The 16,323-nt window shown below is 69.4% G+C and carries 16 protein-coding genes; 8 read left to right on the plus strand and 8 right to left on the minus strand.

Annotated features, from left to right (window positions below):
* Window positions 1-739: 739 nt before the first annotated feature.
* The gene (locus ACE4Q9_RS15435; protein ID WP_397984807.1) at window positions 740-2,254 is read left to right on the plus strand and encodes a NaeI family type II restriction endonuclease; all 1,515 of its coding nucleotides are present in this window, start codon (window positions 740-742) and stop codon (window positions 2,252-2,254) included.
* Between the two features lie 82 nt (window positions 2,255-2,336).
* On the opposite strand, the gene ACE4Q9_RS15440 is transcribed toward ACE4Q9_RS15435, so the two are convergent.
* The 3 genes from ACE4Q9_RS15440 to ACE4Q9_RS15450 are packed head-to-tail and all read right to left on the minus strand — an operon-like array spanning window position 2,337 to window position 4,590.
* On the minus strand, window positions 2,337-3,854 hold the full coding sequence (locus ACE4Q9_RS15440) for a LacI family DNA-binding transcriptional regulator (RefSeq protein WP_397984808.1): 1,518 nt from the start codon (window positions 3,852-3,854) through the stop codon (window positions 2,337-2,339).
* Between the two features lie 50 nt (window positions 3,855-3,904).
* Window positions 3,905-4,285 (minus strand): helix-turn-helix domain-containing protein, encoded by a 381-nt coding sequence (locus ACE4Q9_RS15445; protein WP_397984809.1) that lies wholly within the window; start codon window positions 4,283-4,285, stop codon window positions 3,905-3,907.
* A gap of 47 nt (window positions 4,286-4,332) precedes the next feature.
* On the minus strand, window positions 4,333-4,590 hold the full coding sequence (locus ACE4Q9_RS15450) for a helix-turn-helix domain-containing protein (RefSeq protein ID WP_397984810.1): 258 nt from the start codon (window positions 4,588-4,590) through the stop codon (window positions 4,333-4,335).
* A 512-nt stretch (window positions 4,591-5,102) separates the two neighbouring features.
* Between ACE4Q9_RS15450 and ACE4Q9_RS15455 the strand changes: the two genes are divergently transcribed.
* The 6 genes from ACE4Q9_RS15455 to ACE4Q9_RS15480 all read left to right on the plus strand — a co-directional run bounded on the left by ACE4Q9_RS15455 (window position 5,103) and on the right by ACE4Q9_RS15480 (window position 11,523).
* Window positions 5,103-6,041 (plus strand): hypothetical protein, encoded by a 939-nt coding sequence (locus tag ACE4Q9_RS15455; RefSeq protein ID WP_397984811.1) that lies wholly within the window; start codon window positions 5,103-5,105, stop codon window positions 6,039-6,041.
* Window positions 6,038-6,739, plus strand: a complete 702-nt coding sequence (locus ACE4Q9_RS15460) for an ATP-binding protein (RefSeq protein ID WP_397987227.1) — start codon at window positions 6,038-6,040, stop codon at window positions 6,737-6,739. Before ACE4Q9_RS15455 ends, ACE4Q9_RS15460 begins: the two co-directional genes overlap by 4 nt.
* Window positions 6,740-6,971: 232 nt before the next feature.
* Window positions 6,972-8,258 (plus strand): hypothetical protein, encoded by a 1,287-nt coding sequence (locus ACE4Q9_RS15465; RefSeq protein ID WP_397984812.1) that lies wholly within the window; start codon window positions 6,972-6,974, stop codon window positions 8,256-8,258.
* Between the two features lie 183 nt (window positions 8,259-8,441).
* The gene (locus ACE4Q9_RS15470; RefSeq protein WP_397987228.1) at window positions 8,442-8,933 is read left to right on the plus strand and encodes a plasmid mobilization protein; all 492 of its coding nucleotides are present in this window, start codon (window positions 8,442-8,444) and stop codon (window positions 8,931-8,933) included.
* Window positions 8,930-10,669 (plus strand): relaxase/mobilization nuclease domain-containing protein, encoded by a 1,740-nt coding sequence (locus ACE4Q9_RS15475; RefSeq protein WP_397984813.1) that lies wholly within the window; start codon window positions 8,930-8,932, stop codon window positions 10,667-10,669. Before ACE4Q9_RS15470 ends, ACE4Q9_RS15475 begins: the two co-directional genes overlap by 4 nt.
* On the plus strand, window positions 10,666-11,523 hold the full coding sequence (locus tag ACE4Q9_RS15480; protein WP_397984814.1) for a hypothetical protein: 858 nt from the start codon (window positions 10,666-10,668) through the stop codon (window positions 11,521-11,523). The genes ACE4Q9_RS15475 and ACE4Q9_RS15480 overlap by 4 nt, the downstream gene beginning before the upstream one ends.
* Here ACE4Q9_RS15480 and ACE4Q9_RS15485 read toward each other — a convergent pair.
* From ACE4Q9_RS15485 to ACE4Q9_RS15505, 5 genes are all read right to left on the minus strand, one after another.
* Window positions 11,511-12,368 (minus strand): aldo/keto reductase, encoded by an 858-nt coding sequence (locus ACE4Q9_RS15485; RefSeq protein ID WP_397984815.1) that lies wholly within the window; start codon window positions 12,366-12,368, stop codon window positions 11,511-11,513. The genes ACE4Q9_RS15480 and ACE4Q9_RS15485 overlap by 13 nt on opposite strands.
* Entirely contained in the window at window positions 12,302-13,498 is a 1,197-nt protein-coding gene (locus ACE4Q9_RS15490) for a JmjC domain-containing protein (RefSeq protein WP_397984816.1), read from the minus strand. The genes ACE4Q9_RS15485 and ACE4Q9_RS15490 overlap by 67 nt, the downstream gene beginning before the upstream one ends.
* Before the next feature lie 94 nt (window positions 13,499-13,592).
* Entirely contained in the window at window positions 13,593-13,760 is a 168-nt protein-coding gene (locus tag ACE4Q9_RS15495) for a hypothetical protein (RefSeq protein ID WP_182790285.1), read from the minus strand.
* Window positions 13,761-13,891: 131 nt separating this feature from the next.
* The gene (locus ACE4Q9_RS15500) at window positions 13,892-14,197 is read right to left on the minus strand and encodes a hypothetical protein (protein ID WP_397984817.1); all 306 of its coding nucleotides are present in this window, start codon (window positions 14,195-14,197) and stop codon (window positions 13,892-13,894) included.
* Window positions 14,198-14,223: 26 nt separating this feature from the next.
* On the minus strand, window positions 14,224-14,718 hold the full coding sequence (locus ACE4Q9_RS15505) for an ATP-binding protein (protein WP_397984818.1): 495 nt from the start codon (window positions 14,716-14,718) through the stop codon (window positions 14,224-14,226).
* A gap of 253 nt (window positions 14,719-14,971) precedes the next feature.
* Between ACE4Q9_RS15505 and ACE4Q9_RS15510 the strand changes: the two genes are divergently transcribed.
* A complete protein-coding gene (locus tag ACE4Q9_RS15510) occupies window positions 14,972-16,312 on the plus strand; it encodes a tetratricopeptide repeat protein (protein ID WP_397984819.1) in 1,341 nt (446 codons plus the stop codon).
* Window positions 16,313-16,323 lie beyond the last annotated feature (11 nt).

Here is a 16,323-nt window from a genome sequence, read left to right on the forward strand (position 1 = left end):
GGGAGGAGCCGTCGAGCACGCGACGTAGCGAGATTCGACCCAGCGCGAACCTGCGAGAGGCGTCGACCCGTTTTGGTTTGCCAGGCGAGCAGGTCTCGTGTTTGTGAGGGTTGTGCCAGCCCGATGACCTGCTGTCCAGCCAGCCAGCGTGAGCATGATTGCAAGAACGTGGGCGTCGGATCGACAACAAACGCGACTACTGAGCGCGCAGGAACCTTGCGCGGCCGCCAGCGATGAATGCCCAGGCACGAGAGCTCGGTGCGGTGGCTTACTCCTCATCCGGACAGCCTCCGTGGCCCGGGCCGGCTCCCGACCCCTGCGCCGCTCTGGAGCCGGAGGCGGGCTCAGAGCCAGCCCCACGCCCTCCCCGAGGATCCGGCGACGGCGGCGTTCCTCCGCCCTGGCGCCAGGCAGAGTAGAGGACGGCCGTTGCGGAGGTACTCGCGATGATCTGATCGGAGGGAAGGTTCAAGGCGATCAGACCTGCGGGTGCGGCAACGATGATGGCGAGGGCGCAGAGATCGGCCGTGCGCTGGCGCATCGAGATTCCTTCTCACGTGGTGATTGCTGGTTGGCCTGACCACGGTGTCGGACGGCCATGGGGGTGCGGAAGTTCGATCTTCCGATCAGCTAGATTGAATGCTCCTTCAAGGAGATCCAAGGAACCGGAGGCGGGGGGATGGCACGCCGGAAGAGGGGCGGCCAGTGGTCAGAGCCGGACCCTGACCTCAGCGCGCCCATGCGGGAGATAGTCGGGCTGCTGCGGGACTTGGTCGATAGCAGCGGGATCTGCCTGAAGGGACTCCAGCAACTCCTGCTGGCCGAGCACCGCGAAGGCCCGCGCCCTCCCTCGTACCAGGTGCTCTCGGATCGGCTCCGGGGCAGGGGGCTCCAGAACAACGCCTCACTGATCTACTCGATCATTGCGGTGCTCGCTCCGCCGGAGCGTAAGGAAGCCGTGGCCGACGAGGTCAGGCAGCACTTGTTGGACGCACGCGCAGTCCTGGCAGCCGACAGTCCCCAAGCATCGCAGAAGCCGGCGTCCGGAAGGCCGGATCCTGAACTCGTAGACGTGCTGCGGGAGAACCGCGCACTACACAACAAGGTGGAACGGATGGAGCGCCGTCTGGCGCGGAAGGAGAAGGAACTGCAAGCCCTGCGTGAGCGGCTACGCGCCGCCGAGCGCCCAACCCCGACTGCGCGGGTCGGCTCCGCACAGGACGAGCCAACCACCGTAACCCGACTCTCTCCGGACGCAAGCGCCGCATCGGTTCCCCCAGTGCGCGCCGACATCACAGCCGGGACCGACGCTCCTTCTCCCGCCACTGACGCCGGAACTGGATACAGGTATGAGTCCTCCGACGTCACGATAGTCACCGATGCCCTGCGTGACATGCCGGACTTCGAGGCTACGACGGCGGCCGCCCTGCGCAATGCACTCGACAGCGTGCTCGACGGACGGCGGACGGGACGGTTCGACCTGGCCACGCTCGGCAAGGCAGAGAAGACCTACCTCGGCGCCAAGGTCACCCACGAGCTCATGGCAGCCTGGAGACTGCAGCCTGGCCGGGAGACCGATCTCCTGATCGGACGCCAGGAGGTGGCGTTGAAATTCACCACGGGCTCGACATGGGCGATCACACCCGGCGAGATCGGCAGGGTGTGCCTGCTCGTGTCAGCCAACGACCAGCGCTCCAGCTGGAGCCTTGGACTAATCCGCATCGAACCCGACCACCTCAGCAAGGCAGCCAACCGCGACTTCAAGCGCACGCTATCGGCCGCAGGCCGGCAAGCCGTCGTTTGGCTGTTTCACGACGCACACCTGCCGGAGAACACCCTGCTCCACCTTCCGGCGTCGCTTCGCGCGCAGATCTTCACCGCCGACGTGAGCGAACGCGGTAACCAGGCCCGGGCGAACAACCTCTTCAGGCTCGTGCAAGGCCGGATACTCAATCGAACCACCGTTTCCACCGTCTCCTTGACCGCAGACAGCCCGAAGCTGGTTCGAACCGCCCGGGAGAGGCTGCGCAGAGAAGGAATTCTCCTGCTCGGAGGCACCGGCCAGCAGGCTGAGATCGCCCGTACCCTCGGTCTGCCAGTGCCGCGCAATGGTGAATGGGTCAGCCGAAGAGTCACCCGTCGGCGTCCCCACCACGGCGACGCTCCCAGCATCACCCTGTCCGATGAGGTGTGGACCGTGGCCGGCCAAGACGACCCTGTCGAGATGGCTCCCTCGGTCGCCACACTGCGCTGACGAGTGCGTTGGCGGACACCCGCCAACGCGCCTAATGCGAACGGACGGGGCCTTCCAAGCAGTGTTGCAGGGCACCATGAAGCTACCGTACGGCGGCCGCGCGGGCGCGCAGCAGATCGTTAAGCACACGCACTGGCGACGTCGAGCACAGTGCCAGACGGACGTCGAGCGCCGTCTCCCATCGTTCGGTCAGCCCGAGCATGAGGCGCTTGCGCATGCCTGGGGTGACGTGTGCGTAGCGCGCCGAGACCGAGCCGTCGATGTGGCCCATGCGTTCGTCCATGAGCACCTTCTCGGTTCCCAGGTCCTCCATCATCGTCCGGTGGGTGTGGCGAAGGCCGTGGGGTGTGAGCCCCTTGGCTATCGGGAGCCAGCAGGCGTCGGCCCGATCGCTGGCACCCCGCCCCCGTGCTGGGACGCCGGGCCAAGGCTCGCCGAGCAGGGGTACCGGCCGTGGCTCCTGCGGTGCCTTCTTCGGGTACCAGCCGGAGACCGCCGGCGTGAACAACCAGGTCGCGAAACCGTTCCTGCGCCAGTGAGCGGCATGCTCCGGCACGACGCCGCCCCGCACGAACCGGAGATCCGCGATGGCCTGCTCGACCTTCGCTCGCGTGGCCTCGGTGACGCGCTCTGGGTGGTTGAGCACGTTGGACACCGTGCCGGTCGAGACGTCGGCACAGCGGGCGACGTCGACGAGCTTCGCGCCTTGGTGGCCGCCTGTGCGGGCCGCGCCCTGTCCTCGGAAGACGTAGGTCCTGCCGTGGCAGGGGCACGGCTCGGGCTTCGTGCGGGCGATGTGGTTGGCGACCAGCGCCGACAGCCAGTCCATCGAGTCGATGGTGCGGTAGCTGTCGTCCTTCGGCGGGCAGCGCACCAGCTCCCCCGTGTCGAGCTCGTACAGCTGCCACTCGACCCGGACGGCTCCAGGGCGGACGAACGCGGTCTGCAGGCCCACGACCTCGCCCCAGCGCATGCCGGTGTACCCCTTGAGGACCACGGCGACGAACTCGTCGTCGCGGCCGGAGAGCAGGGCGGCGCGCTCGGCGGTCAGCAGGATGCCGAGCGCGTCGGTGACCACCTTCTCCGGACCACGGTCTCGGGAGCGGCCGGCGCGCTTACCCCGTCCGCGCCGCCGAGCGGCTGGGTTGGACGTGATCAGGCCCTCGTCGATCGCGTCCTCGAAGATCAGGTGGAGCGTCGAGCGCCAGGTCTTGACGCTGGAGGCCGCGTACACGGCCTTCTCCTTCTTCTCCCACAGGTCGACGTCCGTGCGCAGGATGCCGGCGAGCGCCTTGTCCTCGAACTCGGGGAGCAGGTGCTCCTCGATGTGGCGCTTGTAGTTCTGCATCGTCGAGGCCGCCAGGTCCTGGGCCTCGTACCAGCGGTTCGCGTACTCGCCGAAGGTCTCCTGGCCGAGGGCCGGGTCGCGCCAGTCGCCCCGACGGTACTTGTTCTCGGCCTCAGCCGCTGCCCGTTGGGCCTCGCCCTTGGTGGCGAACCTGATCGCCTTGCCGTTCTCGTCGACGACCGTGTTGTGCTTGCCGGGCGCGACCTTGTACCGGCCGCGCCAGTAGTTTCCACGCTTCTCCGCGAAACCCAAGTCCCGCTGTCCCCCTCTTTTTGTCCTCGGCTACGCCAGATGCGATCGGGTCACGCGACGGTGCCGTACTGCTGCTGTCGACGCGGCGGGCGGGCCCGCAGGCGGGTCGCCGGCGCAACGACAGGGCGGCGAGGTTGCGCGGAGCCGGTCTGCGTACCGGGCTCGAAGAGCGGCTCCGTCCCCCGTGCAACTGACTGCGCAGGCTGGGCCGGCCGCTGCTCGTAGAGGCGGATGATCTCGGCGAGATGCTCGGCGGTGAAGCGGTAGGCACGGCCGACCCGGGTGTGCGGTATCAGGCGACGTCGCGCGCGGTCCTTGACCCACCAGGCCGAGCATCCGAGGGTGTCGGCGATCTCCTCGGGGCGGTAGAGGCGGGGCGGAGGGGCGTCAGACGGCCTGTGGGGGACGAGCGCGGGCGTGGATCGGTGCAAGGGGGCGGCTCCTGGTCGGGAGGTCGGGGAGGGGCTGCGTGGGCGGCTCAGGCGGCGCCCGGCCCCTGGAGGAGGGCGGCGGGTGACACCTGCAGGGCTGCGGCGATGGCGACGAGGTCGTCGATATCGCATCGCCGCTTGGCGAGTTCGATGCGGGACAGCATCGTGTTGGACATAGGGCGGCCCAAAGCGCAACAGCGCGCTGCGAGTTGGCGCTGCCCAAGGCCGCGTTCCGTACGCAGGATTTCGATGGCGCGAGCCGCCAGCATTCCTGCGGGCCCTATTTCCAGAGATCGTGCTGCCATGGCTCCAGTTGTAGTGTGCATTCGCCGGTTTGGTTAACCGGCGATCATCGGTTATGTTGCGCCGCGCTCAATGGGCGAGCGAGACGGTCGGGGTGCTGCGAAGGTCCGGATCCCCGAACGGACCCCGACACCAGAGACCCTCTCTGACGTGGGGCGTTGTGTTGTAGCTTCATCGCTCGCAGGACGTCAACGGCTTCCCGATGTGATCCTTCTGGCTCGGGATGTCGCGCAACTATTTGGTCAACCGCCGATCGTGCCCTACCGTTTTCGCACCGCCCTCGCCGACTCGATTTCCAGCGGCATTTCTGCCGTGAGAGATTGCGCCGGATAGTGCTGGACTTGCGCGACCTGGGTGTGGCTATGTTGACGACACCCCCGGAAAGCGCGAGCGGCCATCAACGCACCCCGCCTCAACGGCCGGACATCCCCCGCCCTTCACGCCCGTCCAACCCCCGACCGACGGTGAACCGTGGGCACCCAGCCCACCGGTCACCGAGTGAGGACCGCCCCTCTTGGCACGAATCCGCACCATCAAGCCCGAAGCCTTCGTCTCCGAGTCCCTGGCCGCCGTCACCCTGACCGCCGAGCGCACCTTCTTCGGCCTGCTCACCCAGGCTGACGACCAGGGCCGCCACCGCGACCACGCCGCGATCATCACCGGGCAGCTGTGGGTCCTGCGCCCCGAACACACACCTGCCGACGTCGAGAAGGACCTCGCCCAGCTCGCCGACACAGGGCTGATATGCCGCTACAAGGGCCTGGACGACAAGCGCTACCTGCACATCGTCACCTGGCGGCAGCACCAGAAGATCAACCGCCCCAGCGCGAGCCGGCTTCCCGCCTGCCCCCACCACGACACGCCGACGCCGGCCCGCACTGCACCCGGCGTCGGCGCCCCGACTGCGGGAGTCGGGATCACGGAGCCCCCACCGCAGCCTCACGGAGCCCTCCGCGAGGGCTCCGGGCGAATACGCGAGCCTGTGGTGAATCCGGTCACCGATGATGAAATAGCAGGTCAGGGCGATTTCACTGAGCCCTCCGTGAGACAGCGGGGAGAGCTCAGTGAGGGAGCGGTGACGCCTCAGCGTCCGGATCTAGGACCTAGGATCATGGATCTAGGAAATATCCCTTCGGGGGGCGCGAGCGCCCCCGCACCCCACGCCGTCTCGGCCAGCGAACTCATCGCCGAGTACGCCGCCGCTTGCACACACCGTCCGCCCAAGGACGTCCTGGGCCATCTCGCGCGCGAGGTGCGCAAGCTGCTCGGCGAGGGCATCGCCCCCGCCCACATCCGGGCCGGCCTAGAACGGCACCGCGCCAAGGGCCTGCATCCCAGCACTCTGCCGAGCCTCGTGCACGAGGTCATGAACGCGGTCCCCACCGCGCCGGTTGTCCACAGGGCGTGGACAAACCCCGCCGATGTCGAAGCCGCCTACGGAGGTGACCTCTGACCGCCACCCTCACCCGCGAGCCCCGCCGGGTCGGCCCGCTCGCCGATCGGCTCAACGGCATCCTTGCCAGTCGCGGCATCGACCTCGCCACCGCCGCCGTCGAGGAAGGGCACGCCGAGCCCGTCACCGCGCTGGAACTCGCCGACGCCAAAATCCCCGCCCGGTACCGCCGAGCCCTGGCCGACCATCCGAAGGTCACCACCTGGGCCGACGAGATCGCCCGCGCCGGACGCCCCGGCCCGGGCGGGCCGGGCATCGCCGAAGGCCCGTCGCTGCTGATCGCCGGCCCCACGGGCACGGGCAAGACGTACCAGGCGTACGGCGCCATCCGCACCCTGCTCGCCCGAGGGGTCCGTCTGCGCTGGGAAGCGACCACCACCGCCGACTTCCACGCGCGCCTGCGCCCCCGCGCCGGTCACGACGCCGAGCGTGACCTGCAGACCCTGGCGCGCTGCCCGCTGCTGTTCCTGGACGACCTCGGCGCGGCCAAGACCAGCGAATGGACCGAGGAGCTGACCTACCGGTTCATCAATTGCCGGTACGAGCACATGCTCCCCACCCTCATCACCACCAACCTTCCGATGGAGCAGCTGCGCGTCACCCTCGGTGACCGCGTCGCCTCCCGCCTCGCCGAGATGACGGAGCGCGTCATCCTCGACGGCCCCGACCGACGACGCCGCACAGCGCCCGCCGCCTGACTGGCCGCCTCAGCGCCCTCTCCTGGCCGACCCCGCCGCATCACCCTCGCTCACACCAGCCCTGCCCGCGCCAGCCACTCGCGTAGGCGGTTGCTCAGCGCTCCGTCGATTCGCCCTTCGCCCTCAATCCTCGACGCCTTGGAGCCTCCTCCTGCTTCCTCTCAGCCCCGTCCCCCTCGCCATACGGATCAGCGGCACGCCGCTCCTTCCTGACTGGGCCACCTCCCCGGTGATGAGCGTGGCGCTCCTCATCCCGCCCGTGGTGCTCGGCCTGCTCGCCGCGTGGCTGATCCGCCAGCAGCGCCTCCGACGGCATCACACCAACCGCTGGCGTGGAACCGCCGCGGTGCCGGTCGCGGCCGTGGCCGCGCTCGGCTGCACCGCGTACAGCGCGGACACCAGCTGGCGGTTCGCCGCCGACTACCTCGACATGGGCGGCACCGCCGAGCGCGTCGCGATGTTCGCCGCCGCCGAGCTGGCCCTGTTCGCCACCGCCCTGATGGCCCGGCAGAACCTCAACGGCCCGAAGCAGGCTCCCGGCCTGCCCGGCAGCCTCACTTGGGTCATCACCACCGTCCAAGTTCTGCCCGCCTACGCCGAGTCCGGGCTGGTCGGCGGCATCGTGCGAGCCTTCGTCGGCCCCGTCATGGCCGCGATGCTGTGGCACCTGGCCATGGGCATCGAGCTGCGCCACCGCACCCCCGACGCCGCCTCACGCGGCCTGGCCGCCGTCCTCGTCCGCCAGGCACGCGAACGCCTCCTGGCCCGGCTCGGCGTCGCCGACCAGGACGCCGATGCCGCCCGCCTCATCCGCGAGCGCGCACTGAGCGAAGCCGTCGCCCTGATCCTGCGCGCCGAGTCGACGACCGACCGCCAGCGCGGCAAGCGGCGGCAACGACGCCTGACGGAACGCCTGCACGAAGCCCTGGAGCGGGCCGACGTCGATGGCGACCTGCTCCAGGACGAGATGCTGCTGCGCAAGCTCGCCACCCGTAAGCAGGCCCTCGGCCTCGCTTCCATCACGCTGCCGCCGCGCTGGCAGGTCCCGGCCTCCAACCCCGCCCGGGAATCCGGGCACAGCAGCCCGCGCGCCGGCCGCACGGCACAACTGCCGCGGGCAGAGGAAACTGCCCGCCCGCACCCGTCAGATCCGGGTGACGACGAGGTGCCTCCGGCTGCCCGCCCGCAGCCTGCCCGCTCGGAGCCCGGGCTGCCCGCACGGGCAGAAACTGAAGAGAGCCGGGTGCTCACGGGCAAGACCTCGGGCAACCCTTCGGGCAGGCACGAGCGGAGACCAGCTGCCCGGAAGAAACGCGACGCCGGCAAAGCCCGTGCCTCCGACGAGGTCATCCTCAAGCACGCTCGCCTCATCTACGAGGAGACCGGCAGCGTCGGCCGCGACCGGGTCGAGGACGCCCTGCGCGCCGCCGGCTACACCGTCTCCAGCGACGGCGTCGGACGAGTCGTCCGCGAGTTCAAGGCCCAGCTCAAAGCCGCAGCCGGACATCCACCCCACTGATCCCCGCAGCACCAGCACTCCCGACCACACCCCGACCCGGAAGGCCCCATGCAGACCCCGCACCACGAAGACCCCATGGCCCCCGAAGAATCCCTGCCGCCCAACCCTGCCCCAGACGGAGCAAGTTGGAGGTCCGGACACTCCCCCGTGGGGGGAGCGCCCGAACCCGGTCCCGCCCCTGGGGTGGCGGGGCCCGTCCGGCGCCAGGGGGCGCCGGACGGGAAAGCTGCGACCGAGGGCGGACCGCAGCCAGGCAAGGCCAGCCCGAAGGGCAAGGCCAGGAAGGGAAAGTCGCGTCCGCGTGACAAGAAGCAGCGCCCCGCCCACAGCGTCCGCCTCAACGAGCCAGAACTCGCCATCATCCAGGCCGGCGCAGACCATGTCGGCATGAGCGTGGCCGGGTTCATGGCCCACTCCGCGCTGGCCGCTGCCCGGGACCAGTCCCGCACCGCCGCGGCCATCGCCACCGAGCGAGATGTCCTGACCGCGCTGTTCGGTGTGCGTCGTCAGCTCGGCTGGGCAGGCGGCAACGTCAACCAGATTGCCAAGGCACTCAACTCCGGTGCCGACGCACCGCACTTCGCCGCTGCCCTCGCCGACCTTCAGCGTGCCACACAGGCCGTCCAACGGGCAGCCGACAGGGTCGCCAACGGGCAGGAGGGCGAGACGGCTTGATCCCCCGGATCCACCAGCAGGGCAGCAACACCCTCGGGCTCCTGCACTACCTGTACGGTAAGGGCACCCACGAGGAGCACTTCGACCCGCACCTGGTCGCTTCCTTCGACGGCATGGCCGCCGACCCCGGCCGCGACCCCTCGGTCATGAAGAAGGGCCTCCAGAACCTCCTTGACCAGCCCCTCGCCCTCCTCGCCCCGGACCAACGCCCCGACAAGCACGTCTGGCACTGCTCGGTGCGCGCCGCCCCGGACGACCCGATCCTGTCCGACGAGCAGTGGGGCGACATCGCCCGCCGTATGGTCGCCGCTACCGGCATCGACCCTGGCGACGGCGCCGGCTGCCGCTGGGCCGCCGTCCGGCACGCCGACGACCACATCCACATCATCGCCACCCTCGTCCGCGAGGACGGCCGCCGCCCCGACCACCACCGCTCCGGCAAACGCGCTCAGGCCGAGTGCCGCCTGATCGAAAAGGCACTCGGCCTGCACCAGGTCGCGCCCGGGGACGGCACCGCCGCCAAGCGGACCACCAGCGCGGAGCGGCACAAGGCCGAACGACAGGGCAGGGAGCGTCCGGCGCGTGCGGAGCTGCGGGAGACCGTACGGCGTGCGGTGGCCGGCGCCGGCAGCGAGGAGGAGTTCTTCGACCGGCTGGCCGCCGCCGGTCTGTTGATCCGCAAGCGCATCGCGCCCTCCGGCGACCTGCTTGGCTACAAGGTCGCGCTGCCCGATGACCGCAATGGGGAGAAGGAGCCGGTGTTCTACGCGGGCTCCACGCTCGCTCCTGATCTGTCCCTGCCCCGCATCCGCGAACGCTGGACGCTTCCCGCCGAGGCCGCTTCGGCGAACGGTTCTCGGCCGGAGCAGGCCGCCCTGCCGGACGTGACAGGTCCCGCGTTCGCGCGGCGCCGGGCCACTGTCGCCACCTGGCAGGCGCTGCTGATCATCGATCACGGTGACGACGGCACGGCAGCGGCGCAGATCGCTGCGGCGGGTGAGGTCCTGGACGCGCTGGCCAAGACCTCCGCCTCCCATACCCGTGCTGAGCTGCGCGAGGCGGCCTTCGTGTTCGAGCGTGCCAGTCGCTCCCACATCAGGGCTGTACGCGGGCATGACCGGGGCCTGCGCCAGGCCGCCCGCGACCTCGTCCACAGCGGGCCCGCTCTGGGCCGCGGGGAAGACGGCGCCACCACCGCCATGCTCATCGACATGGCCTTCTTCCTCGCCATCGCGGCGGCGAACTGGCACGCGAAGAAGCACCACAGCCAGCAGGCCGCAGCAGCCTGGCAAGCCGCCGAACACCTCCGCGCCGCCTACCAAGCCGCAGCAGCCCAGCCGATGGCCGTCCTCCGCCAGCGAGGCCAACGTCTGGCCCTGCGTGCTCGGCAGCGGGAAGCCGACCTCCTGCACGAGGTGCTGCCGGACCTGGCCGCACGGGTCCAGGCCGAGCCCGGCTGGCCCGCCCTGGCCGCCACCCTCGACGACGCCCGGAAAGTCGGCCATGACCCGGGCGTCCTGCTGAGCGAGGCCGCCGGACGGCGCGAGCTCGACACCGCCACCTCCATCAGCGACGTCCTGGTATGGCGCTTGCGGCGCAGCGCCCACCTGCCCGCCCTGTCCGAGCGCTCCCACGACACACCCGCGCGAGGCGGTCGGCGCCAGGGGGCCTCGGCGCCCCGCGCGTTGCCGAAGCAGGGCCCTCTCGCTGCCCCACTGCTACGGTCGCCTGTATGACGCTCTCGGTCCCCACGAGTCAGACTGTTGACCTACGCGTGCAGCCAGTTGACGAGGTTCTGGATCGCGTGGCCCGGTCTCTGCAGGTGCGTTTCCTACCGGAAACGGTGGTGCGCAAGCGTCGATCCGTAGGAGCACGGACCGACCGCGAGACCTGGGTCCGCATTGAGCGACGCTTGCTCGACAAGATCACCGATCAAGGATGGAACGGCGCGGAGTGCGCCGCCCGCTTGGACGGCGTCGCCCAGCCGGCATGGCGGGGGTGCCTGGTCTGGCGGGACACGAACGAACAGGTGATGTGGCGGGCCGACGAAACTGACCTTCTGCCCGCCGCTCCAGTCGGAAGCGCCATTCTGAGTGAGGCCCCGGAAGTCTCGGACGAGTGGTGGGAAGGGTTGAACGCCTCTCTGGCCGCGCTGGCAGCGCACCAGACAAGGCGGATCGCCACACCCGACACCGAGACCATCACCCAGACGTCGGTCACCGAGGCCATTCGGGCTGTCTTTCCGAGCGATTTCGATACGACCGTCCAGCGTTGGGTGCCCGCCCACGCCGACCTGAACTGGGCCAACGTCACGGCGCCGGTTTTCAGCCTCTTCGACTGGGAGGACTGGGGGAACGCCCCACAGGGACTGGACTCGGCCTCGCTGTGGGCGAGCTCGCTTGCCGTCCCGTCTCTGGCCGATCGTGTACGGCAGGAGCGTCGGCGGGACTTCGAGAGCCGGGAGGGCAAGCTGATGACGCTGTTCGTCTGCTCTAAGATCCTTGGGCCGTACGCGCACCCTGAGGATCCGCGGTTGGAGCCTGCACAGCGCACGGCCGAGCAAGTCATCGAGGAGCTTCAAGCAGAGTGATGAGGCGAGCGGTCGCGGAGGAGCTTCCGATACTCCTGGACGGTCCGCTCCTCCACCTGGCCGGCCAGAGCTCCGACGTGTTCCCCAAGGTGGGTCGGCTCGTCGGTGCCCACGGCGATGGAGCCGACCTGCGGGAGATGGTAGGCGACTCTGAATGCTGCCTGGACGCGGGAGAGCCGACGGCCGTCCCGGAGGAAAAGGCGCGGGTCCAACCTGTGCCACACCGAGGCACTGGTGCTGCCCCCAAAGGGGCTCATCCCCCAAACCTCGCCACACCCCAGATTCCACGCATTGATGAGGGCGTCCGCCGCGGCCAGCGTTCTGGCGCCGACCAGCAAGCCGGCGCGCACCATGAGAATCGATGGCCTCGGCACGGTCAGGTCGACCACGCTCAGCACCGGTGACGGATCCCACGACGCGACCCCCCAGGCGCCGCACAGCCCCCTAGCTTTGGCGTCATCCAGGGCGGTGCACGCCGCTGCAAGCAGATCCTTGTCGTGCGGGACAGCTTTCCGGAGCGAGTGTTCCGGGTTGTGCAGGAACACCAGGTCCGGCTCCCGCCCCAGGTTCTTGGCCGCCTCCTCCACGGCCGAGTACAGCCGCGTGGGATCCAGGGAGTGCTCCGCCCCGTCGGACCCCGGGAAGTAGCCGACCTTCGTGGAGACCGTGAACTTCGGCAGCAGGTCACCGGCTGCCCGAGCCAGGACCTGGTGCGAGCGGAAGCCAAGGTAGTTGGTGCTGGTGTCGAGCGCGGTGACGCCCAGGTCCAGCGCCCCGGTCAGGAGTCGGCGTTCGTGACGAGACCGGTGTAGCCCGAGGACAATTCGGGGGTCAGGACCGCGCACAGCTCCTCCTTCACCAGGATCTCGGCGACCTCCACCACTTCGGCCCCTGCGACGGCCGCGGCCTGTTCCAGCACGACCGGCCTGCCGCTCAACAGCAGACGCAGCGCCGGCAGGGCCTTGGCCGCGAGGGTCAGCTTCTTCCCCGAGGCCAGGACATCGACGGTCTCCCCGCTCTCCCGTATCCGGGCAGGGAAGTGGGTGGTGCACACGACGGCGTCGAGCGGCCCGAGGATGTCGAGGAACGGCACATGCCTGGGCAGGGTCGTCTCCTGCTCGTACGCGGCCAGATAGTCGGCCGGGGAGCGCTCGCCGAGCAGTGCCGTGGCGGCCTCGGCCAGAGCCGCGCTGTCGGGAAGGTGCCAGCGGTCCAGATCGTGCCTGAAGATCTCGTGCTCCCGGCTCCAGTCGGCTAGCCAGGCGAGCCAGCTTGCGCCGGTGCGCTTGGTGATGCCGAACGTGACGTGGAGGCTCTTCCCCGAGCCGCTGCCGGTCCTGGTCGCCTGGTGCCAATGGCCTCGGGGGATGTGCATGACGTCACCGGTCCGCATCACTCCGGACCAGATGATCTCGTCGCTCGGAATGGTGTTGGGGTCGGAGTCCCGGTACATGGGGACCTTGCGGGAAGTCGCGCGCACCTCCCACTCCTTCTCGCCAGCCAGCTGCACGATCACGACGTCGTGGTCGTCCCAGTGCAGGGGGAAGCCAGCGGCGTCGTTCGTCGTCAGGTACGCGTTGACCTGCACACGCTCATGGGACCACCACTGCAACGCCCGGCACGCGACCTCCATCGTCGGGTCGAAGACGTTGGCCTGGTCGAGGATGAGCGTCGCGCCTTCTCGCAGGAGGTTTCCGAGGCTGCGCATGTTGACCATGGGGATGCTCTGACCCCGGGGGCTGACGCTGTCTGTGTAGTAGACAGCCGGGTGAACCTCCACACCCTTCTGGAAGCACCGGAACTGCGGACGGTTCAGGCTCCTGCGCATGGCGATGTCGAGCAGCCGGTTGGGGGTCAGGAGGCGGGAGAGGAGCGCGGGGTCGTCCAGACCGCCCCGCGCGAAACCCTTGCCCAGCTCCTCGGCCCCGCTCCATCCGAGTGCTGTCTCGATCGCGTTGATCAACCGATGTTCCATCGCTGCCCTTCCAAGGGTGTGGTCGCCTGATGTGGACACGGCTGGGGCAGGCACGGCCAGTCGTGCCTGCCCCAGCCGCTTGGGGCGGGCGTGCCTACTCGCTGTCGTGCAGGTTGCCGTCGCCGCCCGGCCACGGCGCGTCGCCGGAGCTTCCGGCGTTGTCGGACCGGAGGCTGTCGTACCGGTCGTGGACGGCGGTCAGCTCCTCGACCGCCATCAGCAAGCCGCTACGGGCCGAAGGCGGTGCCGTGCGCTCTTCCACCTCGTGCTCCTTCCTCTTGGGTCTCCCGCCGGGGCTCCGGCGGAAGGTCAGGGCCGCCTCACGGCCGTGGGAGAGATGGATTTCCGTGAGGCGGCGGTCATTGGGCGGCCCCGTAAGCCGCAGCTCTGCGCCTACGGCCGCATGGACTGACCGCTCATCGGCAGAACGGCCGCGTCCTGACGCATGTTGGCCTCCAGGACGCGCTGGTCCAGTTCGTACAGGCACGCCCGGCACGCGAAGAGAGCCGCGTGCATGCCGCTCGACCGGACGGGCCCGATCCACGTCACCTCAACGTCGTCACGGCCACACCACAGCCAGCACTCGCCATGCGCCTGCCATTCATGCCTGTCCCACAGCGCATAGGCCGTCGGCTCGCCGGTGACGGGGTCGATGTCGCGGCGGGTGGGGCGGAAGACCACATCGCGGTCGGGAGACAAAGCCGCTCGTACTGCGTGCCTCCCCATCAGGCGACTGCCATCGTCAGCGACCTGGGCTCGGCCGCATCCCGGTGCTTGGCCCACATCGCGAATAAGCCACGTGGTCCAGCGGCAGCCGTGCTCGCCTCCACCGCCATGGGCAGCGTCATCTCGGCCCATACGCGCTTACCGGCGCCGGCGGGCTCCCAGGCACAGCGCGCCGAGAACAGTCGGACCAACGCCAAGCCGCGCCCGTTCTCGTCATCCGGTTGGGCACGCCCTGTCCGCGGAACCGACGGGTCGCCGTCCAGGACATCGATCAGCAAGCGACCGGGCCGGTTGGCCAGGGTGACGGTGATCGGCCCCTCTCCGTGGACCACGGCGTTGGTGATGAGCTCCGAGGCGACGAGTCGGATGGCGTCGGCGATCTCCTCGTCCAGCGGCACACCCCATGCGCGTACCTTGTCGACGATCTCGCGCCGGGCCGGGGGCACCTCGGATTCGATACCCGCGAGGACGAACCGATGGACGAGCGTGGGCATGGCGGACGCCTCCGAAGAACTGGAGAGCGGCTCCATCCCCGACGGGGGGCACAGGAATGGAGCCGCCGATCTGAGGAGCCGCTCCGCGAGCGTTCAACTGAACTCGCTCGCCAGCGGCTGATACTCAGTCAACGGCGGTGCCCCGGTGCACCGGAACGTTTCTAGGGGGTTTCTCCTGGGGACGCCCTCCCCGTACTCGGGCACGCGAAGTAGCCTTCCAACTACGTCTTGAGCGGACGACAGGAGTGATGACGTGCCTACCGAGCCGTTAGCAGTCCACCCGCTGACCTTCCTCCTCCAGACGCGTGGATGGGGCAAGGCCGAGTTCGCCCGGCGCATACAAGACCACGGGAGGAAGCTCGGGATCCCGCTCGCCACCAACCGGACGACTGTATGGAAGTGGGCACAGGGCCAGGAGCCGGACGCGGACGCCCAGCGCGTCCTCGCCGACCTACTGGGCGTCCCGTACGAGCAGGCGCGTGCAGAGGGATGGCCCCGCTGGCTTCCCGTCTGGGAGGTGACCGGACTCACCGCTCCGTGGACAGAGGCCGGTACCGTCGAGGCATTGTCCGATCTGGTGGGGAGTGGACGGATGGACCGCAGAGGCTTCCTCACCATCACAGGAGCCGCCCTGACCGGTCTCGCGGCGAGCTGGGTGGACGCGCCCTCCGCCATGGCGGCGCTCAACGGCGACCGGGTCACGAACACAATGGTCTCGACGATCGAGCAACGCATCAGCACCCTCCGCACGCTCGACGACCAGCTTGGCGGTGCTCGACTACTGGAACAGGCTCGAGGCGACCTGGCTCTGGTCGCCGGTCTCCTCGGCGGTGGCCGCTACACCGACAAAGTCAGGCTCCGGCTGTACGCGCTCGCGGCACGCGTGTCGCACCTGACCGGATGGATGGCCTACGACGCCGGCCTACGATCCGCAGGCCAGCGCTATTACGTCGGTGCCCTGCGCAGCGCCCGCACCGCCGGCGACGACGCCTTCGGCGCCTTCATCCTCGCGGAGATGGGCGTACACGTCTCCGAGGCCGGGCGCACCGCCGAGCGTGTGGACCTCATCTCGACCGCCATCGACAACGCGCCACGCTCTCTGTCGCCCTGCACCCAGTCGTTCCTCTACCTGCACAAGGCAGAGGCCCTCTCACGCGACGGCGACCACCGCGAGGCTGGCACGGCTCTCAACCGTGCCACCTTCCTATGGGAGCGCCAGGTAACGGACGACAACCCGGACTGGCTCGACTGGTTCGGCGAGGCACAACTGCGGTCGACCGAGGGGAAGGTCCTGTTGCGCTCGGGGCAGGTGGAACGCGCGACCAGTTCCCTGGAGACTTCCGTGACGAGAGCCGCCCCCCGGGACAAGGCGGTACGGTCGAGCCGTCTCGCTGAGGCGCGGCTCGCCGGCGGCGACCTGGAGGGTGCGTTGGACGCAGCGAACTACGGCGCCGAACTGCTGGAGGACAGCGTCAGCTCCATTCGGGCCCTGAACCGCCTCAAGGAGTTCTCCACACGGCTGGAGCCGCACAAGTCCGTCCCCTCCGTGTGCGAGTTCCGGGAGCGCCTGCAGGAACTGTCCGTCGCCGTTTGATGTCGACCGCC

Origin of the sequence: Streptomyces sp. AM6-12 (genome assembly GCF_044327085.1) — a bacterium.
GTDB lineage: Bacteria > Actinomycetota > Actinomycetes > Streptomycetales > Streptomycetaceae > Streptomyces.